The sequence below is a fragment of the Thermomicrobiales bacterium genome, from assembly GCA_037045155.1.
GTDB lineage: Bacteria > Chloroflexota > Chloroflexia > Thermomicrobiales > CFX8 > JAMLIA01.
In genome coordinates this window covers 1,244,754-1,264,765 of the sequence record JBAOIG010000003.1, presented here as the reverse complement: position 1 = coordinate 1,264,765, position 20,012 = coordinate 1,244,754, and the positions used below count along the sequence as shown (strand labels likewise).

Below are 20,012 nucleotides of genomic sequence, written 5' to 3'. Positions count from 1 at the left end.
GTCCAAGGCGCTCGTGACCGGGGTCTATCAGAAGAAGCTCGAGGAGATGGCAGCTGCGCCCGACCTCGAGCTGCTGGTCGTCGTGCCGCCGAAGTGGGTTGAGGGACGGGTCGGGACGCTGGAGCTGGATCGGTTGTTCACCGAGGGCTATCAGCTCGAAGTCGAGAAGATGGCGTTCAATGGCCGGCATCACCTGCATTTCTACCCCGGACTTGGCAAGGTTGTCCAACGCTTCCAACCGGATCTGATCCACATTGACGAAGAGCCATATAACCTTGTCGCCGCCCAGGCGACGACTCTGGCGAAACGGGTTGGCGCGAAGACGGTCTTCTTCACCTGGCAGAATCTGTACCGGCGCTACCCGCCTCCGTTCCGGCTCTTCGAGCTCTATACCTACCGCCACGCCAGCGCCGGGCTGGCCGGCAATGCCGATGCGGTCGATGTTCTGCGGCGGAAGGGGTTTCGCAAACGAGTCGAGGTGATCCCGCAGTTCGGCGTCGATCCGGAGATTTTCGCGCCGGGTCGCGCGCCGTCGGATTCCGAACGACCGCCGACGATTGGCTACTACGGGCGACTTGTCCCCGAGAAGGGCGTGGACACACTGATCGACGCCATCGCGCTCCTGCCACACCACCCGCGGCTGGTGATCGTTGGCGCGGGTGAGAGTCTCGACGACCTCAAGGCGCGAGCGAGCGCGCGTGGTCTTGGAAATCGCGTGACGTTTCGCGGCACGATGCCGAGCGCGAAGATTCCCGCGTTCCTCCACGAGATGGACGTTGTTGTTGTCCCGTCGCGGACCCGGCCAAACTGGAAAGAGCAGTTCGGTCGGGTGATCGTGGAGGCGATGTCTTGCGGCGTCCCGGTTGTTGGGTCGGATTCCGGCGAGATCCCGAACGTGATCGGCGACGCCGGCCTGACGTTCGCCGAAGGGGATGTCGCCGCGCTGGCAATGCAGCTTGGCAAGCTGCTGAATGACCCGTCGCTTCGGAGTGGATTGTCGGAGGCCGGGCGACAGCGCGTTCTCGCGCAGTACACACAACGTCAGATTGCTGCCCAGACGGTTGAGCTCTACCGGGAGGTGATCGGAACTCCCGGGCCGCAGGACGAAGTCGATGGCTGAGAAGGTTGTTCGTGAGGCAATCGACGCTGTCCGGCTGCTCCAACCGGGTCCTGTGGCGCTGCTCACCAGCCGGTTCCGCTCCAGCGATAATGTCATGACGGTGGCGTGGATGGCGCCGGTCAGCTTCGATCCGCCGCTCGTTGCGGTCGCGATCCACCCAGGCAGGCTGACGCACGAGTATGTCTCGAAGAGCGAACATTTCGCGCTGAGCTTCCCGACGGCAGATCTGCTCGTCGCTGTCCACCGCTGCGGGATGCAGTCGGGCCGGGATGGAGACAAGCTCGTCGCCGCCGGCCTCACACCGATCGACGCGCTGGCTGTCGAAGCGCCATTGATCGAGGAGTGCGTGGCACACATCGAGTGCGGCGTGGTCGCCTGCTCGCGCTTTGGCGACCACGATCTGTTCGTCGGCCAGCCACTCGCAGTCTCGGCAATGGCCGAAGCGTTCGACGGTCGCTGGATTGTCGAGACCGAGGCGGGCCGGGTCCTGCACCATCTGCGCGCCGACTACTACGCCGCCCTTGCCCGGCCATATCGCGCCCGCCTCGAGCCCGAAGAGGGATAGAGATCGGGCGACGGCCGATTGTCCCGAGATCGATAAGGACTATTCCGCCTCGTCGGCGATGTCGACGTTGTCGTCGATCTCTGTCGTCGTCTCCTCCTCCTCGATCGGCAGGAAGCCGAGCGCGAGGGATTGCGCGACGATATCACGGCGGACGAGCTGTTCGGCCCCGAAGAGCGTGTCGCGTAGCGGATGGGTGGGGTCGCTGTTCGAGAGCATCTCCCGAACCTGGCGCATCAGGTCGATCGTCTTGTTGAACGACAGGACCATGTCGCCTTCGGAAAGGTGGATCGTCTCGGTGATCTCTGCCATCGTCGCGCCACGACACCATGCGCGCATCGCGCCATAGAAGCCGAGGTTGTGGCCGTGGGAGATAAACAGGCCGTTCTGTCGCTCGGTGGCAAGGATCTGCTGCTCCATGTCCTCCAGTCGGCGACGTAACAGGACAAGATGGTTCGGCAGGCTGTAGTCGTTCGTGAATCGCGAATCACGGTCGTAGGCGAACCAGGAGAACACCTCGGCGGCGTCGGCTGGTTCCAGCTTGTCCACCATCCCGCGATCGACCATTTCGCAGACAACCAGCCCGTTCGAATCGAACACATCGGCAAGCAGGTCCGCCTTGGCGGTCGGGTAGCCACGATAGAGATAGTTGAAGCGATGCAGAACGTTGCGGATGCCGGCGATGATCCCGCGCACGCGCTCCGTCTCCGCCTCGTGTTCCGCCTTCAGCTCTGCCTCGGCGCGTGAGCGCTCGCGGGCAAGCGCGTCGACCCGACGCATGTTGTTCTGGTGTTCCTTCCGGCGCGGGCAGGCGTGGCATGGGTGGACCGCGCGAGCTTCGTGGAGCTCGCCGATCTGCTCCTGGATTCCCCCGAGGTCGGTTGCCAGTCGCGCGTGGGCGCGTTCGTGCCGCTCCCCGACTGCCGCGCGGTAGGCGGCCGACTCGGCATCGAGATCCGGCAACGGCAGCGTCGCCAGGTCCTCGCGCACGCGCTCGACAGCGCCGTCAGCGATTGCGCGAATGTCAGACACCGGCTCGGCAATCGCCGCCAGCTCGGGCGGGACATCGACGCGGTGCTGTGGAGACGGCATATAGTCGATAAATCGATACTCGCTGAGCGGCTCGACGGCGTCGCCAAAGAGGAACAGGCCGATGCCGCCAGAGGACGACCGGCCGAGATAGACCCCCCAGCCGCGGTCTCGGGTATGGACGACCAGACCGGGTTCGGCGGTGCGGAAGACACGGCGCAGCGCCTGCCGGCCAGGCTGGGGCCACGGCGGCGTCTCCTCGAGTGTCGAGAGGCTGCGCATGTCCTGCTGAACGCCGCGCTCCTTGCCGCGGAGTGCGTCGATCGAATGATTGATCCCCTGGTATTCCTCCAGCAGCTCGTCGCCAGCATCCAGGCCGATCAGGCAACCTTGGGGGAGCTCCTGCATCCGCGCGCCGAGATCGACGATGTCGTCTTCCAGCTCGCGAACGCGGCCGGCCGCCTGGAACTGCGAGAGAGATTGCTGGAGCATCTGGCGGACTCGATTGCCATGTGGAGGATCCCACAGGTTGAGGACCGTGTTGTAACGAATGGCGAACGATGAGATCACCGGGTGCAGATCACCGGTGGCTATGTCCATCATTTCGTTGAAGCGGATCCACGGCGAGTGCGGAACGATCACATTGCCCTTGGCGTCCATCCCACGCCGCCCGGCGCGGCCGGCCATCTGCTGAAATTCGTTCGGCGTAAGCAGTCGTCGATTGCGCCCGTCCCACTTCGTCATCCGGCCAATCACGACCGAGCGGGCCGGCATGTTGACCCCGAGCGCCAGCGTGTCGGTGGCGAAGACGACCTGCATCAAGCCACGGCCGAACAGCACCTCGACGACCTGCTTCAGGATTGGCAGCAGGCCCGCGTGGTGAAAGCCGATCCCCTGCGACGCCAGCGAGACGATGGCCCGAACCTGTTCGAGCTCCTGGTCCTCGGGGCGGAGTGAGCCGAGATAGACATCGATCACTGCGTTGATTCGCCCGCGCGTCTCGTCGTCGCGGACGAGGTTCGGGCGCATCATCGAGAAGCGCTGGGCGTAGTTCTCGCAATCGCGGCGCGAGAAGAGGAAGTAGATGGCCGGCAGCATCTCCTTCGACGCCATCGCCAGCAGGATCTCCCACGGCTGCGGCTCGTCGAGCTCCGCCTTGCGTCGCTGGTCGGGCGACAGCCCGCCGCGCTGCATTCGCTTGCGCACCTCGCCGCCGGCCTTCGGGTACTCGGCGACGATCTCGCCATTGTGGTCGATGACCGGGCGCAGCTTCTTGTCGAGGTAGTAGGAGAGCGCCAGCGGCACGGCGCGCTCGGTGTGGGTGATCAACCGGATCGGCCGGTGGGTGCGCGAGATCCATTGGGCGATCTCGTCCGCGTTGGAGACAGTCGCCGACAGGCAGATCAGCTGGATGTGGTCCGGGCAGAGGATGATCGCCTCTTCCCAGGTGGTGCCACGCTCCGGGTCGGCGATGTAGTGAACCTCGTCGAAGACAACGCAGTCGACCGGCTCCAGGTCCCATGGGGTCTGGAGCAGCATGTTGCGCAACACTTCCGTCGTCATCACGACGATCGGCGCTTGCGGATTTTCGGAGACATCCCCGGTCAGCAGTCCTACCCGGTCGCCGTACCAGACGCGCAGGTCGCGGAACTTCTGATTCGAGAGCGCTTTGATCGGCGTCGTATAGATCACCCTGCCGCCACGCCGCGACGATTCATAGACGCCGAACTCCGCGACGACCGTCTTGCCTGTCCCGGTCGGCGCGGCGACCATGACGGACTCGCCGTTGAGGAACGTGTTGATTGCCTCGCGCTGGAAGTCGTCGAGCGGAAACGGGTAGAGCGTGGCGAATTGGGCGATCGTCGCCTCGCGGTCGTCCACTGTCTCGGAGGGTTGGTCGAGTATGCCGTCGGAGCTCATGTCATCCTTGGTCGTCAGCGGTATTGGTGGCCTGCAGAGTGGGCCATGCTGTCCGAGTATACGTTGACGCTCCAAAGGCTCACGAAGCTTCGGTCCTGCCGATCACCCTTCGTCGAACGTCACCTCTACCAGTGGGGATCGGGCGAGCCAGTCATCCAGATCGTTGGAACGGCTCCAGTTGGCGGTGAACTTCGTGAGCACGACGCGGCGCTCGTCGGGATCGGTGATCGGACGGGCATGGGCGGGGAGATCGGCCTGTGCGTCCCTCTTGAGATGGAAGATGAAGGCTGGGTTGGCGACCACGTTGGCGTACCAGTCACGCCTTCCCGGCACGCCGGAGATATACACAGTCCCGTCGATGTTCTGGAACATGATCTCGATTCGCGTCGGCCGGCCGCTCTTGCGCCCGGTCGTCGTGATGTCGATCCGCTGGCCGTTCTTCAGCTGGTCGCGAATTCGCTGGTCCACCAAGCCATTCCCGTCCATAGCGCGTCAACCCGTTGATGCGCATTCAGGCTGTTCGTATGTCGGTGTTGTGTCCGTCGCGGATCCCGAATCCACCTGCGGATGGGGATGGACGACCGACGAACGCTCTTGCAAACGTTGCTGCAATGATACGAGCGATGAGCCATCCCCGCACCGGTGTGTCCCCCGGTCGCTCAGTGCAGCGACTAGCATAGAGTGTCAGGATGACATCCCCCACGTTCGACCGCAATGAATATGTCAGGCCGGCTGCCACCCCTTCCTCTGTCATCCGACGCCCAGAGGGCACCCGGCAGTGAAGGATCCGGTTCCCTGCGTTCGGTCGCAGCTGATGGGGAGGAACGGATTCTTCGCTGCGGCTCAGAATGACAGGAGGCGGGGAACCCGCGAGAATGACAGACGGCGGAGGTGGCTGTCGCACTACGTTGCATGGCATTTCGTGCGAGTCGCTGCACTTGACAAGACACACGTGCACGCGGTTCCTGTGCGCTGTGCTCCTGATCTTTATCGGCCTGTTCCAACGTCTGCTTTACTCTGCATTACCGTTAGGAGGACTGCGATGCGCTGGCGGCTACTCGGCATCGTCGTCGCTGTCGGGATAGTTGTAGCCGGGTGCGTCGCCAACCCCCTGACGCTTGACGGGGCTTCGCCGGCCGCGCTACCCTGCCAGCTACGTGAGCGGGGGGTTGAGTGTCCGGCGAGCGGTTTCGGCCGGCCTGGTGGAGATCGCGCGTTCCCGGCGGGCAGAAGTCCGCCGATGTCGCGTTGCCGCGTTTCCGGGGCGAGATGTTCGCCTCACTGCGTCACCGCAACTACCGTCTTTACTGGATCGGCTCGCTAATCGCCAACACTGGCGACTGGATGGACCAGATCGCGATCGGCTGGCTGATGTGGCAGCTGACCGGCAGCGGTGGCTACCTGGGCATCATGTCCTTCTTCCGCGCCTTTCCGATCCTGCTCTTCACGCTCTTCGGTGGCGCGATGGCCGACCGCATGGAGCGCCGCCGGCTGATGCAGATCACTCAAACGTTCGCGATGGTGCTGGCGCTGTTGCTGGCTGCGCTCGTCTGGACGGGCACGGTTGCCGTCTGGCATGTGCTGGCAATCGCGGCGCTGCGCGGGGTGATGCTGAGTGTGAACCTCCCGACGCGGCAGGCGCTACTGTCGGATATCGTCGACCGCGAGCATCTGGCAAACGCGATCGCGCTGAACTCGGCGACGATGAACCTCACCCGCATCCTCGGCGGCTCGCTTGGCGGCATTCTGATCACCCTCGTCGGCACCGGCGGCGTGTTCTTCCTGAACGGCATGTCGTTTACGATCCTCATCGTGACGCTGGCAATGATGTCGATCCCACCGATGGTCGTCCGGGCGCGCAAGAATCTGCTGGCATCAATCGGTGAGGGGCTCTCCTACCTGCGGGGTCACGAGGTGCTGCGGACTCTCGTGGTGCTGGCGCTTGTGCCGATGCTGCTGGGCATGCCATACATGACGTTGCTGCCGATCTTCGCCGACGACGTGCTCGGGATCGGCAACGAGGGATACGGCATCCTTGTCGCTTTCACCGGAATCGGCGCGCTTTGCGGCGCGCTCACTGTCGCCGCGCTGCGCGATGGTCATCATCGCGGCCGGATCATGCTGCTGGTAATGGTGGTGTTCGGGGCGATGCTGGTCCTGTTCAGCCAGTCGACGATCCCCGTGCTGTCGTTCGCGTTGCTGTTCGGGGTGGGGCTTGGCCAGACGGGCTACATGGCGCTGAATACGACACTGTTGCAGACGCATTCGTCCGACGAGATGCGTGGCCGGGTGATGAGCATCTTCTTCCTGAATCGGGGCATGGTCCCGCTCGGAACCGTCGCGGCCGGCTTCGCCAGTGAGTGGATCGGCGTCCAGGTGACGGTCGGCGTGATGGGGATGGGCGTCGTGCTGCTCGCGCTCTACGCCTACTTGCGCGTCCCGCGCGTCCGGGCCTTGCGCTGATCCCGGTCAGGCGCGCGGCCGCTCCCAGATCGTCCGGCTGCTCTCCCCACGAATGATCGCTCGCATGATCTGGTGCTCGATTCGGCGCAGCTCGCGCAGCGCCGCTGTGCAGGCGCGGGCCATGCGCAGGTCGCCGGCCTCCGTGCAGCGGCGCAGCAGCGCCCTAGTCACGCCAGCGTCATCGAGCGACCCAACGAAGCCGAACCATGGCACTAGCCGCATCTCCTCTGGCAGGGAGAACTCCGGCCGCAGCCTGCGCAGGCTCTCCAGCCGTTCGCGCGGGGACCGGACCATGTTCTCGATGAAGATGGCCGGCGGGGCTGTGTCGGAGTGGCGCGGGTCGATGATCAGCGTCTTGCCCAACCGAGGAAAGAACAGGCAGACGACCTCGCCCTGCTCGATGGCCTCGATGATCCGATCGTGATACAGCTCGAACGCGTTGTCCATCGTCCCTGCTTCGCGTTGTTGACCGTCGCGGCGTAGCCGCGCAGGCAGGAGTGTATCCGCTATTCCGCTGCGACGCTTGCGATAACGGCAAGCAGCGCGTCATGGATGCAACCGTTGGACGCGACAACCTCGCCGGCCCACAGGCTGAAGGCGTCGCCGTCGTAGCCAGTCAGCCGGCCCCCGGCCTCCTCGAGGAACAGTTCTGCGGCGGCAATGTCCCACGGCTGGACGTTGCGCTCCCAGTACGCATCGAAGCGTCCGCAGGCGACGTAGGCGAGATTCAACGCCGCCGAGCCATCGCGCCGCACCGCCTGGGTGCGCTGGACGAGCGTATCGAAGAGCGGCAGCACCGCCCGGCGTTCTTCGAGGTCATAGGGAAAGCCGGTCGCCACCATCGCCGCGATCAGCGTGGGGGTGTCGGAGACGGCGATCGGCCGGCCGTTGAGTGTCGCGCCGCCGCCGCGTGTGGCCACGAACATCTCGTCCCGCCCTGGATCGTAGAGAACACCCACCTGAACGGCGCCGTCGGCATACAGCGCGATCGAGACGGCAAAGACCGGGTAGCCGTGGACGAAGTTGACTGTGCCATCCAGCGGATCGACGATCCAGAGGCGGCCATCACCAGCGACGGTGTCACGCGCGTCATCCTCTTCGCCGAGGAGTAGGTCGTCGGGGAACGCCGTCAGAAGTCGGTCGGCGATCAGCGCCTGGCTGTCGCGGTCGGCGGCGGTCACCGGATCGACGACGCTGGACTTGAATTCGACCTGCCCGGCTGCGCCGAGCCGATCGAGCAGCAACGCGCCCGCCTCGCGCGCAGCCTGCGAGGCAATGTCGCGTTCGCGTTGCCAGCCGGCCTCAACCACGGGCGCGCTCGATGATCTTGATCCCCGGGATCGCGGCCCATGGCAACTGCGCGCGGACGTCGAGCTCCCAGCCGGCCAGCGCTCCGCGGCGAAGAACCTGATAGGCAGCCCCGGCGATCATTGCGGCGTTGTCGGTGCAGTACTGGAGCTCGGGGATGAACAACGGAACGCCGAGTGGTCGGAGACGCGCCTCCATCCGGCGGCGCAAGAGCGCATTGGCGGAGACGCCGCCGGAGAGCATCACACTCTGGGCGCGTTCCTGCTGGGTGGCGTTCGCCGTCTTCTCGACCAGCACATCGACAATCGCGTCCTGGTAGGCGGCTGCCAGCTCGCCGACTGGCATGTTCGGCGAATAGGCCGGCGGCTCGTGACGGACGAACGGCTCGTCGTTGCCTCGTGCCTGCTTCGCTCCGCGGCCGGGCGGCGGGGCCTGCTTGCGATAGGGCTCCGCGGCGCGCAGTAGCGCGGTCTTGACGCCGGAGAACGAGAAGTCGTAGCGATCGCCGAGCCAGGCGCGCGGGAGCTGCTCAAGCGGCCGGCGCCCTTCGGCGGCGCGCTGGATCGCTGGTCCGCCTGGATAGCCGAGCCCGAGGATGCGGGCGCCCTTGTCAAACGCCTCGCCGGCCGCGTCATCCAGCGTGCGCCCAAGGATCTCGTAGACCCCGTGGCGATGGACGAGCAGCAGGTCGGTGTGACCGCCGGAGACAATCAGGCAGACCGCCGGGAACGAGGGTGGTGGGTAGCTGCCCGGATCGGCGTCGGCTGGTATCAGCCAGTTGGCGTAGATATGCCCTTCGAGGTGATTGACCGGGATGAGCGGCTTCTTCCAGGCAAAGGCGAGCGTCTTGGCGACGTTGATGCCAACGAGCAGTGAGCCGGCCAGGCCCGGCCCCTCGGTCACCGCGATCGCGTCGATATCGTCTCGCCCGACGCCGGCCGTCGCCAGTGCTTCCCGGAGAACCGGGACGATTGCCGTCACGTGCTGCCGCGAGGCTAGCTCCGGCACGATCCCACCATACGACTCATGCAACGCGATCTGCGACGCGACAACATTGGACAGCACCCACCGCCCGCCACGCACGACGGCAGCGGCGGTTTCGTCGCAGGATGTCTCGATCGCCAGGATGTTCATGAGGTGGACTCCATCCGGCCGTCGTCGCCGTCATCACGCCGCGGCGGTGAGATCAGCTGGCCGGCCATGCGCTCGTGGAGCTTGTCTCGCAACTCGGCGAAGCGCTGGCGGTACTCATCGGTGCGGATCGATGGCGACCACATGATGGAGGCGTCTTCGCCATTGTCGCTGTAGTAGCGTCGTCGCAGGCCCTGCTGGCTGAAGCCGTACTTGTGGTAGAGCGCCTGGGCGCTGGCATTTGAGACGCGAACCTCGAGCGTAACCCACTCCGCGGTGCGTTCGCCAGCGATTTCGAACAGCCGGATCAGCATCAGCTCGCCGAGACCTTTCCCGCGCAGGTCGGGGGTAACGCCGATCGTCGTGACGTGCGCCTCATCGTAGAGCATCCACATCCCGGCGAACCCGACGATTCGGTCATCGTGCGCCCGCTCGCTGCGGCGGAAGAACGGCAGTATCGAGAGCGCTCCGCGCGATTCGTCCGATGTGTCTGATGGGCGGGAGTCGTCGTGTTCCCAGAGGACGATATAGGCGTTGTTGCCGGGGTTGCGTAGCTCGCGGCGATACGCGGACTGCGGCCACGGATTGGTGAAGCAGAGATGCTCGACCCGCGAGACCTCGGTGATATCGTCAATCCGCATCGGGGCGATGTAGTAGCTCATTCGCGAGTCCCCGTGTCGGCGTGGTGCGCCATTGTGCCGGTTGCGCCGGTCTGCTGATGGACATAGATCGGCTCGAGCTGCGTCAGGTCGTCTGGCTCGCCCGCCTGCCAGCGGGGGAGCGCCAGGTCGACCATGAACGACGCGCGCCGCTGGCGTAAGCCGGCAGAGGGCAGGACAACGTTGGGCTGTTCTCGAAGGGCATCCTGCTCTTCAATCGTCAGGTCGCCGGTGAGCACGGTCGGCGACATGAGATCGGCTGCGAGCGCCGGGATCGGTCGGTTACCCATCTCGCCAGAGAGCCGGAGTGTCTGCCCCAGCTGCAGGTAATCGGCGAAGACGGCACGCCGCCGGCCGGCCGGCACGAACGCCCGGACCGGCAAGCCCCAGTGGGCGAATGCCTGCGCGGCAATATCGAGCGTCCCAACGCCGAAGATGGGAAGATCAAGGGCGAAGGCGAACCCCTTCGCGACGCTCATCCCGACACGCAACGCATTGAACCCGCCCGGACCCGTGGCCACGACGATGCCGCCCAACGCCTCTGGCTCCAGGTTACAGGCACGCAGCACGTGGTCGACTTGCGCGAGTAGCGTCGCGGTCTGGTTGCGTGGCGCTGGCCACGAAAGCTCCGCGCCGTGGCCGACGCCGCTCGCGGTCGGCACGAGGGCAATCGACGCGACATCGGAGGATGTCTCGATCCCCAGCAGCCAGTTGCCCCGCGCGTCACCCTGCGCCACTGCCGACCTCCCTCCGTGTGCGCTCAATCGCCTGCCGCTCGCGCGTGGCGCTCGGCGACGCCGACGGCGAGATCCGGATGGCTCGCTTTGTGTCGGCTACCATCTCCATCGTGACGAGGATGTACTCGGCTGGCAACCAGCCCGGCGCGCGATCCGGCCACTCGATCACGACGATGCCGTCAGGGTCGTTCAGATAGTCGTCGATACCGATTGAGTCAAGATCGCCGGATCCAGTCATCCGGTAGAGATCCATATGATAGATGCGAACCGGCCGGCCATCCCGCAATATTCCCTCGTGCTGGACGACAATCGTGAACGTCGGGCTTTGCACCAGATCGCCCGCCTGCAGTGCGCGGGCCAGGCCCTGGACGAACGTGGTCTTCCCCGCGCCGAGTGACCCGCTGAGCAATACAATCTGGCCCGGCTCCAGGTGGCGTGCCAACTGGCCGGCAATGGCGCGTGTCTGTTCGGGACTATGGGCGATGAGATCCAGTATCGGCGCGCGCGCGGCAGTCACGATGCCTCCTCAACGAAGATCATAGCGTACCCCGCCGTTCGTCCGCCCGATTGGTGTGTCCGGTCGTGGCGATATGTGCGCCAGAGCCCTCGGTCATGGCTGCCAGCGATATTCGAGTGACGTCCGCAAGAAGACGCGGCGGGTGGGTTGCTCCACTCCGCCGCGTCGGTGTTGCCGTGTCTGCCGCGTTACTTGATGCCGCCGGTGAATGCCGAGAGCGTCGCCGAGAGAATCGCGGACTGCCAGTATGCGTTGAGCGCGGACAACTGATCGTTCGCGTTGCCGGTTCGGAAGATCCGGGCGTTGTCGTAGTAGTAGAGCGACTCGATCGGGTCTTCGTCGGCAATCGAGTTGACCCAGGTCTTCGCGCGCTGGTCGGCGAGGTCGAGCATGTCGGCCAGCGACGACTGGCGATCGAAACTCGTAATGTAGCCCGAATCATCTACCCGAGCCCCGAGTGAGTAGTACTTGGCGATCAGGCTCGCAGATTGCGAATAGGCGGTCAGGGCGGAGCCGAGATAGACCCACGACTTCGCGTCTGGCTTGATAACCTGGCCGGCCAGCGAGTCCGCGCCCTGAACGGCTGCGACGGCAGTGAGATAGCCGGAGTCTGACTGCATGAAATACCCCTTGGCGACATCCGCCGAAACACCGTACTGTTGCGCGAACGGGGCGATGACGAGCTCCTCGAAGTAGTTGATATTCGCCTCTGCGCCGCGTCGTAGTGTGTCGGAGATCGTCTTCAGGACGGCCGGATCGGGGGTCGGCGATGAGCCGAAGCCGGTGCCGATCGACACCTGATCCTGGGCAAGCTGCAGATACTGGTCCGCGTACACGTAGAAGTAATTGGCGCGGTAGATCCCATTGAGGATGTCCTGTTCGACCGGATCCGTCGCATTCTTCAGAGAATCGATCGTGGCTTCCGCCTGGAAGACCAGACCCTGAGCGACGGAGAGGCTCGAGAAACCTTCCATGATTGCGATCGTGTCCGATGCGGTGCGCGGGGTTTCAGCTTCCAATCGTTGACGCACCGCGTCGAAGCGCGTCAACGCAGATGCGCTTGCGTTCAGACGCTGGATCAGTGGATCGAGCCCCTGGCTGGCGTAGATGTTGTCAAGCTCAGCCGCCTCGCGCGCCACCCGTGCCATCGCCGCCGCCTGGAAGGAGTTCTCGTAGGCGGCCGCAACCTGGCCTTCGGCGAGGAATTGGTCGGCCCTCGACGCATAGTTGTCGGCGACGTCGATCGTGCCCTGGCGATATGACTGGATATCGGCCGGCAGCGCGGTGAACGCCGTTCGCTCGCGCTGGTAGTTGGCATACCAGCTCGTCGTGCCGGCGCGGAACTTGTCGAACGCGGCCGGCGGATAGCTCGCCTGACCGACACTTACCGGCTCCGGCAGCTTCTCTCCGGTCAGCTCCTGATAGGCAGTGTAGATGTCGGGAACCAGCTTGACCGCGATGCCAAGCTTCTGTCCCGCCTGAACGAGGTCGACCGACTGGCCAGCGACCATGTCATAGTCGTAACGTTGCCCCCCGGGGACGAGGACCGTCTTTTTGCCGGCCGCAGCGGCGCCCTCGAGCTTCTGGGGGATGCCGCCGACTGGCCCGATCGTGCCATCGGGGTTGATCGTTCCGGTCATCGTCACATCGGACTTGATGTCATTCCCCAGATAACCGGCCATGACGGCGGCGGTCATCAGCGCGCCGGCCGATGGGCCGTCGATGCGACCAGCGACATCGAACGAGAATTCATACTTCGATGGATCCTTCGAGAGCAGGAGCGAGGCGGTGATCACCGCCATCCATCCGGCGGCTTGCCACTGTTGGCCAGAGCCACCGACCTCGGATTCGAAGAACCCTACGCGCAGATCGGAGCTGTCCTTTTCCTGGACGGATACCTTGACGCGGCTTGTGCCGCCCTGGGCCGTCGTCCCGTCACTCGAGAACCAGAGCGCGTCGACCTCGACCGGGCCACTGGCGACTGGCGCAGTCGGCATCGCCGCGGTCGGGGATGCCTGCGCAGCGGGTTTTGTCGGCGCGGTCGTCGGCGCAGTCGTCGGGGAAGCGGTTGTAGCGCTACTGGTCGTCGGTGATGCGTTGCTCGTCGGAGTTTTTTCACTGCTCCCTCCGCAGGCAGAGAGCGTGATCGTGAGAAGGAACGTCACCAGAACCACGTGCGTAAGCCGCGTTGCCCTGCGCATCGAGCTCCTCCTTTCGGGGGGAGAATGGGAACCAACGACGATCTCCTTGCCGGCCGATGCTCCCGGCCTGGCGAGCAACCTCTGGGTGCGGCCGATCCACCATCACGTTCCCGCCACCATGTTCCAGTTGGTGGGGTTGACGTCATGTGCCGTGAATGAGGCCCAGGCGCTAGCGCCGATTCCGAAGCAATGCGCCCCGGGGTGATCCCGATTCGATAGCCGCAGTATACGAGTATCTACGATTCTTCGATATCACCTGGTCGTATTATTGCCAGTATGCTTTCGCGCGGGGCACGCCGATCCGGACGGGCATCAGCCGGGCCGGTCGCTGGCAACGTCTTCCTTCCGACACGGTGTCTTGCGCCGATATCTGCCGGCCGGCATTCGACCGGCGCGCCAATGCAACCAGGAGGCATGATGGCCAACGGCTGGAGCGCACGCCGGGACCACGATGGCTATCTCCCGATCGAGGCTTATGGCGCGATCGGAAACGGGGAGACTCTGGCGCTTGTCGGCGCGGATGGGTCGATAGACTGGTGTCCTTTCCCCCGCATCGACTCCCCGTCCGTCTTTGCGCGAATTCTGGACGCCGAGCGCGGTGGCTTCTGGCAGATCGCGCCGGAGGCGTCGTGGCGCGTCTCGCGCTCGTACATGGACGACACCAATGTGCTCGTCACGCGCTTCGAGACGGATGATGGTGTCGTCGAACTGGTCGACCTGATGCCGTCGATTGCGTTCGGCTCGGACTTCGGCATCTCGCAGAGACTGCGCGACGGGATGATTGTCCGTGTCGTGCGGGGCGTCGAGGGTGTCGTTCGCATGCGCATGGATCTGGCGCCCAGGTTCAACTACGGACGCGAACAGCCGACCTGGGAGATCATCCCGCACAAGGGCGCCGTGGTCTGCGGAAAGTCCGGGGCGCTGAGAGTCGCGACAACGATACCGCTGGAATCTGGCGACAACGGACTGGTCGCGCGCTTCAGCGTGGTTGCAGGTGACCAGGAGTTTGTCTCGGCGAACTACCATGACACAGCGACAGTTGTCTGGAGCGATCTGTCAAAGAGGACAGCACAGGATCTGGTGATTCGCGAGATCGAGGGTTGGACACGGTGGGCGCAGCGTTGCAGTTACGACGGACCGTGGGCGAAAGCCGTCCGCCGCAGCGCGCTGACCCTCAAGCTACTCAACAATGTCCCGAGTGGCGCGATGGCCGCGGCCGCGACAACGTCGCTGCCCGAGTCTCTCGGCGGGGGGCGCAACTGGGATTACCGCTATGCGTGGATCCGCGACACCAGCTATGCGTTGCACGCGTTCCATTCGATCGGATACCGCGATGAGGCGGAGGGGTTTCTCCAGTGGGTCATCGATGTCACGCGGGATGACCCGGCCTCCCTCCAGATCATGTACCGCGTCGACGGCGAGAGCGATCTCGACGAGCAGATCCTGGATCATCTGGAGGGCTATCGCCGCTCGTCGCCAGTCCGGATCGGTAACGGCGCTCACGCCCAGCGCCAGCTCGACCGTTTTGGCGAAGTGCTCGATGCCGCCTGGGTTCACCGGCGCTTCGGCGGTGTCATCAACGATGGATTGTGGGAATACCTCGCCAAGCTGACTGAGGTGGTGGAAGCGCGCTGGCAGGAGCCCGACGCCGGCATCTGGGAGGTGCGGAGCGACGAGCGGCGCATGACCTACGCCAATGTCATGTGCTGGGTGGCCATCGACCGCGCCATCCGTCTCGCGAAGAAGGACGGCCGCGACGCCCCGTACGACGAGTGGCATGCGCTCCGCACCCGCATCCATGCGGATGTGATGAGCCACGCGGTGAGCGCTGGTGGCTACTTCAGCGAGGCGTTCGATGACGATGTGCTAGATGCCTCGGCGCTGTCGTTTCCGCTGCGGGGCTTCATCGACGTCGATCACCCGGTGATGCGGGCGACGATCGAACGGGTGATCGCCGAGCTCAGCAAGGACGAACTGGTCTGGCGATATTCCTCGGAATCCGGCGAGACAAACATCGATGGGCTGGCCGGCCACGAGGGCGCCTTTGTCCTCTGTGGATGTTGGCTGATCGATTGCCTGGTGGGCCTCAGCGAGCTCGATCGCGCCGAGCAGCTTCTGGAAAAGCTTCTTGCGCGAGGCAACGACCTGGGATTGTTCTCAGAGGAAATCGAGGCAGCGACCGGCGCGTTTCTGGGTAACTTCCCCCAGGCATTCTCGCACCTGGGGTTGATCAACGCGATCGTGAATCTCGGACGCGCCCGTGGCAACGTGGCCCAGGCGCCCGACGCCGAAAGCGGCCACGTTACCGGCTCGATCCCGGGCGGACCAGAAAGCCGCCGGCTACAGGGTCGTCCGGGTCGATCGTGAAGGTGCTGGTCCCGGTCAGGTAGCCGCGCCCGCCGATTTCCGGCACGATGGCCGGCCGGCCGGCGACGTCCGTCTCACGCAGCACTCGCCCGGTGAAGCGCGTCCCGACGATGCTCTCGTGAATCCAGGGCTCACCCAGCCCGAGGGCGTCAGTGGCGTAGAGCCATGCCAGCCGCGCGGCGGTGCCCGTCCCGCATGGCGAGCGGTCGACCTCCCCGTCAGCGAAGATGGTCACATTCCGGCCATCAGCCCCCGCACTCGGCGGGCCAGTGATGATCGTCCCGTAGATGTCGCGAAGCTCCGGCTCGAGCGGATGGACGACGTCCATGCGAGCTTCGATGGCGTGCTTGATCGCCATCCCGAAGTCGATAAGCTCGCGAATGTCGTTCGGATCGATGCGTAACCCTGCAGCCTCGGCGTCGACCAACGCGTAGAACGCCCCCCCGAAGACGACCGGCGTCGTGAACGTGCCACGGTTGGTGGAGACTTCGACCGCATCGGCATAGACGAACGACGGAACATTCTCGAAGGTGGCCTCGACGACTCGCCCGTCGCAGACGGTCGCGACGGCGCGGATGAAGCCGGCAGGGCTGTCGAATCCGATCGTCGTCCGCTCGCCAGTGGCGGGGAACTGCCCGGTCTCGATCAGCACCGTGGTCAAGGCGATGATGCCGTGCCCGCACATCGTCGAGTAGCCCTCGTTGTGCATGAAGAGGACGCCGTAATCTGCATCCGGTGTGACCGGTGGTGTCAGAATCGCGCCGTACATATCGGCGTGGCCGCGCGGCTCCCACATCAGCGCACGCCGGACGTCGTCGTGCTGTTCGAGCATCTCCTGGCGACGCTCGAGGATCGTGTGGCCTCGGAGCGGAGCAAGCCCGGAGGTGACAATCCGCAGCGGCTCTCCGCCGGCGTGCGCCTCGATCGTCGTCAGTACTCGCGTCGTCTTCATTCGCCCACTCTCGTCTCGCCGTCATGCACACGCCGTCGCCGCGGGAACTATACGCTTCGCGTCGTCAAACACGATAGTTGATATCTAAACAGTTTAGGCATATACTAGCGGCAGTGGCGAAGGAGGCCCGATGGACGAACGAGATGATGCTGCGGTTGTGACCTGGTTGCGGTTGGCGCGTGTCTACCATCAGATACAACAGGCAGCAACCGCCCAGCTGCGCCAGCATGGGCTGACACTCGCCCAGTTCGATGTGCTTGCGCAGATCGGCGCGGACGAGGGGCTGACCCAGCAGGAGCTGGCGGACCGGTTGCTCGTCACCAAGGGGAATATCTCGCAACTCGTGGATCGCATGGCCCAGGCGGGGCTGGTCGAGCGGCTGCCCGAGGGTCGGGTCTGCCGGCTGGCGCTGACTTGTCGGGGGCACGCGCTTCGCGACGAGGTGTTGCCCGTGCATGAACTGCTGATCACTCGGCAGCTGAGCGGGCTCTGTCGTGAGGACAAAGAGACGCTGCGCCGGCTGCTGCGGGATCTGGATCGGACACTCGGACGGGCCGGCCAACAGCCGGCTGTGCCGGGCCGATAACGATAGAGAGGGCTTCGACAATGGAATTCGGTGGCATCCACCACGTCACGGCGGTGACGGCGAACGCTTCGGCCAATGTGGCGTTCTACACGCAGGTGCTCGGCATGCGGCTGGTCAAGAAGACGGTGAATCAGGACGATGTAACGGCCTATCATCTTTTCTACGCCGACGAGCACGGCAGCGCTGGCACCGACCTGACGTTCTTCGACTGGGCGTTCGCCGGCCGCCACACGCCGGCCGGGGGAATGGTCTCCGCGACGGCGTTGCGTGTGCCCGGAGCGCAGGCTGTCGAGCGCTGGCGTGAGCGGCTGCAGTTGTTCGGCGTGCCGGTTGGCGAGGTCAAAGAGCGCGGCGGGAGGGCATTCATCCGCTTTGTCGACCCGGAAGGCCAGTCGCTGGAGATCGTCGACGACCTTGTCGATGGAGCCACCGCGCCGGTTGCGCCGGGCGAGCCATGGGTTGCTGGCCCAGTCGAGGCCGACTACGCGATTCGCGGTCTGGACGGGGTCACGCTCTCGCTCCGGTCGTTGGCGCCGACTGCGGCAATTCTCACGACTCTGCTGGGCTTCCGGCAAGTGGCTGAATATGACGAGGCCGGCCATCGCGCGGTGACCTACGAGGTTGGCCCGGGTGGTCCCGGCGCGGAAATTCGGCTCATCGAGCGGCCAGACCTTCCGCGACGGGCGATGATCGGCGCGGGCGGTGTCCACCATATTGCGCTGCGCGCGCCGGACGATGCCGAGCACCTCGCCTGGCGAGACCGGTTGGCCGCTGTCGGCATCCCGATTACTCCGGTAATCGATCGTTTCTACTTCAAGTCAGCGTACTTCCGCGAGCCGGGCGGCGTGCTGTTCGAGCTGGCGACCGACGGGCCAGGCTTCGCGGTTGACGAGGATGCGGCGCATCTGGGTGAATCGCTGGCATTGCCGCCGTTCCTCGCGCCACGTCGGCTCGAGATCGAGGCAGGACTGAAGCCGATCGAGTCAATCGTCCTTGAACCACTGGCGAGCCGACTTCAGTAGCGTCAGTCTGCTTCCGACAGAAATGAAACGGGGCGAGCGCCATGCCCGCCCCTTGCGCTGCCTGCGTGGCGCGATGGTGACCCTATGGGTGCGTGTCCACGACCTGGCCGGCGGCATCGCGCAATGTGACGACCCCGCCGGAGACGTTCTGGCAGAGACCCCAGTGCAAAATCGCCCAGTTGTGCTTGATGATGTCGGTTCCCGTGCACGTCCTCACGGTCACGAAGAAGGCCGCCTTCACCGTGATGTCCGGGAATGTGAAGACGTGGCCCGAGGCATCGGACAAGGTCCAGCCGGCCATATTGACCGAGCTCTCACGGGGAGTCTTGTTCCAGATGTTGATCTCCTCGTTCTTCGTCCCGGTATTCTGGATCGATGCGATCACGACGACGTAGTCGCTATTCGCTGGCGGCGGGGTTGGAGATGGTGATGGCGTCGGTGAGGGCGTTGGCGATGGTGTCGGGCCAACTGGCGTTGTCTCGCCGTAGCGCCACTCGTAGTAGTGTTGGCCAACGTTGCCGGCTTCCACCTTCCAGCCATCCGAATTGCCCGGTGTCCAGGTCAGGCAGCGCCGCTCGAAGCACTGCAACAGCACCTGCTGCTCGTTGCCCTGCACCGCCACGGTCGTCCAGTATGCCTCGGTGATCGGATAGCCGGTGGCGTAGAACGAATTCTCGAACAGGCGGTCTTCCACGAGCTGCCCGTTCGTGGAAACCAGACCGCTGGAGTTCATGAAGTCCCAGAACACCGAGGCGACGGTATGGTCGACCCCCGGCTGCTGGACGCGATGGGCGGCAGTCACGCCGAGTTGGCCGAGCGTCGTCGATACGCCGACATGTCCGTTCGCGTCGAGCGTCGCGACGATTGTCTGCCCTTCGGGCGTAGCGCCGGCCGACCGCAACGGCGCGAGCTGCGCGTAGGTCGGGCCATTGTTCTCGCCCGGGTCGCCCGCGATGTGGATCTGCGCCGGATTGCGCTGCTGGAAGGTGTTATCCCCGACTTGCATCTTGCCGGTGATGAGCTCGACAACCAGCAGCCCATTGGTCACGCTCCACGGGCTGTCAGTGGCAACCGATGCATCGGTCGCCAGCTCCATCCGACTCTTGTCGAAGTACTGAACGGTGCGCTTGCCGCCGTTCGCCTGGGCGTAGTCCTCCTGCATCGCTGGGGTGAACGCGGCCGGCCCCCACATCCAGGTTCGGGCGACCGCTCCGTTGACAACTGGCTGGTCAGTTCGGGCCCAGGTGCGCTGGAAGGCGTCGTTGGCTGGCTGCTCGGCGGACGCCTGTGCCTGCGCGAACGCGACGAAAACCAGTATCGCCGCGAACGCGACGACCGGCGCCCGCATCGCTCGTGACAGCATGAGATTGTCCCCTCCGTTGTCGCCGCGGCTGGCGGCGCGTGTGCGAACGGAGGAACCGTGCCACACCGACCATGG

The 20,012-nt window shown here is 64.8% G+C and carries 17 protein-coding genes; 6 read left to right on the top strand and 11 right to left on the bottom strand.

The window, feature by feature from the left end:
• Positions 1-13: 13 nt before the first annotated feature.
• A complete protein-coding gene (locus V9F06_09095; protein ID MEI2617772.1) occupies positions 14-1,120 on the top strand; it encodes a glycosyltransferase family 4 protein in 1,107 nt (368 codons plus the stop codon).
• A complete protein-coding gene (locus V9F06_09090) occupies positions 1,113-1,685 on the top strand; it encodes a flavin reductase family protein (GenBank protein MEI2617771.1) in 573 nt (190 codons plus the stop codon). Before V9F06_09095 ends, V9F06_09090 begins: the two co-directional genes overlap by 8 nt.
• A 39-nt stretch (positions 1,686-1,724) precedes the next feature.
• Here the strand turns inward: V9F06_09090 and V9F06_09085 are convergent, their stop codons facing one another.
• Both V9F06_09085 and V9F06_09080 read right to left on the bottom strand, forming a co-directional pair.
• Positions 1,725-4,631: a DEAD/DEAH box helicase gene (locus V9F06_09085; GenBank protein ID MEI2617770.1), complete on the bottom strand. Its 2,907-nt coding sequence runs from the start codon at positions 4,629-4,631 to the stop codon at positions 1,725-1,727.
• A 102-nt stretch (positions 4,632-4,733) separates the two neighbouring features.
• Positions 4,734-5,099 (bottom strand): nitroreductase/quinone reductase family protein, encoded by a 366-nt coding sequence (locus tag V9F06_09080; protein ID MEI2617769.1) that lies wholly within the window; start codon positions 5,097-5,099, stop codon positions 4,734-4,736.
• Between the two features lie 705 nt (positions 5,100-5,804).
• On the opposite strand from V9F06_09080, the gene V9F06_09075 reads away from it, so the two are divergent.
• Complete coding sequence (locus V9F06_09075) at positions 5,805-7,094, top strand: MFS transporter (GenBank protein ID MEI2617768.1); 1,290 nt, start codon at positions 5,805-5,807, stop codon at positions 7,092-7,094.
• Between the two features lie 6 nt (positions 7,095-7,100).
• Here the strand turns inward: V9F06_09075 and V9F06_09070 are convergent, their stop codons facing one another.
• The 7 genes from V9F06_09070 to V9F06_09040 form a co-directional block, all read right to left on the bottom strand.
• A complete protein-coding gene (locus tag V9F06_09070) occupies positions 7,101-7,541 on the bottom strand; it encodes a hypothetical protein (GenBank protein MEI2617767.1) in 441 nt (146 codons plus the stop codon).
• A 59-nt stretch (positions 7,542-7,600) separates the two neighbouring features.
• Positions 7,601-8,404, bottom strand: coding sequence for an inositol monophosphatase family protein (locus V9F06_09065; protein ID MEI2617766.1), 804 nt, complete (start codon positions 8,402-8,404; stop codon positions 7,601-7,603).
• The gene (tsaD, locus tag V9F06_09060) at positions 8,397-9,536 is read right to left on the bottom strand and encodes a tRNA (adenosine(37)-N6)-threonylcarbamoyltransferase complex transferase subunit TsaD (protein ID MEI2617765.1); all 1,140 of its coding nucleotides are present in this window, start codon (positions 9,534-9,536) and stop codon (positions 8,397-8,399) included. The genes V9F06_09065 and tsaD overlap by 8 nt, the downstream gene beginning before the upstream one ends.
• Positions 9,533-10,195: a ribosomal protein S18-alanine N-acetyltransferase gene (gene rimI / locus V9F06_09055; GenBank protein ID MEI2617764.1), complete on the bottom strand. Its 663-nt coding sequence runs from the start codon at positions 10,193-10,195 to the stop codon at positions 9,533-9,535. The genes tsaD and rimI overlap by 4 nt, the downstream gene beginning before the upstream one ends.
• Complete coding sequence (tsaB, locus tag V9F06_09050; protein MEI2617763.1) at positions 10,192-10,929, bottom strand: tRNA (adenosine(37)-N6)-threonylcarbamoyltransferase complex dimerization subunit type 1 TsaB; 738 nt, start codon at positions 10,927-10,929, stop codon at positions 10,192-10,194. Before tsaB ends, rimI begins: the two co-directional genes overlap by 4 nt.
• Positions 10,916-11,446, bottom strand: coding sequence for a tRNA (adenosine(37)-N6)-threonylcarbamoyltransferase complex ATPase subunit type 1 TsaE (tsaE, locus tag V9F06_09045; protein MEI2617762.1), 531 nt, complete (start codon positions 11,444-11,446; stop codon positions 10,916-10,918). The genes tsaB and tsaE overlap by 14 nt, the downstream gene beginning before the upstream one ends.
• A gap of 188 nt (positions 11,447-11,634) precedes the next feature.
• Positions 11,635-13,647 (bottom strand): S16 family serine protease, encoded by a 2,013-nt coding sequence (locus tag V9F06_09040; GenBank protein MEI2617761.1) that lies wholly within the window; start codon positions 13,645-13,647, stop codon positions 11,635-11,637.
• 417 nt (positions 13,648-14,064) lie between these two features.
• On the opposite strand from V9F06_09040, the gene V9F06_09035 reads away from it, so the two are divergent.
• Positions 14,065-16,014, top strand: coding sequence for a glycoside hydrolase family 15 protein (locus V9F06_09035; protein ID MEI2617760.1), 1,950 nt, complete (start codon positions 14,065-14,067; stop codon positions 16,012-16,014).
• Here V9F06_09035 and V9F06_09030 read toward each other — a convergent pair.
• Positions 15,950-16,966, bottom strand: coding sequence for a proline racemase family protein (locus V9F06_09030; GenBank protein ID MEI2617759.1), 1,017 nt, complete (start codon positions 16,964-16,966; stop codon positions 15,950-15,952). The two genes, V9F06_09035 and V9F06_09030, sit on opposite strands and share 65 nt — an antisense overlap.
• A 130-nt stretch (positions 16,967-17,096) precedes the next feature.
• On the opposite strand from V9F06_09030, the gene V9F06_09025 reads away from it, so the two are divergent.
• Positions 17,097-17,552 (top strand): MarR family transcriptional regulator, encoded by a 456-nt coding sequence (locus V9F06_09025; GenBank protein ID MEI2617758.1) that lies wholly within the window; start codon positions 17,097-17,099, stop codon positions 17,550-17,552.
• 20 nt (positions 17,553-17,572) lie between these two features.
• Entirely contained in the window at positions 17,573-18,574 is a 1,002-nt protein-coding gene (locus V9F06_09020) for a ring-cleaving dioxygenase (GenBank protein MEI2617757.1), read from the top strand.
• An 82-nt stretch (positions 18,575-18,656) separates the two neighbouring features.
• Here the strand turns inward: V9F06_09020 and V9F06_09015 are convergent, their stop codons facing one another.
• Positions 18,657-19,937 (bottom strand): lamin tail domain-containing protein, encoded by a 1,281-nt coding sequence (locus V9F06_09015; GenBank protein ID MEI2617756.1) that lies wholly within the window; start codon positions 19,935-19,937, stop codon positions 18,657-18,659.
• Between the last annotated feature and the right edge of the window lie 75 nt (positions 19,938-20,012).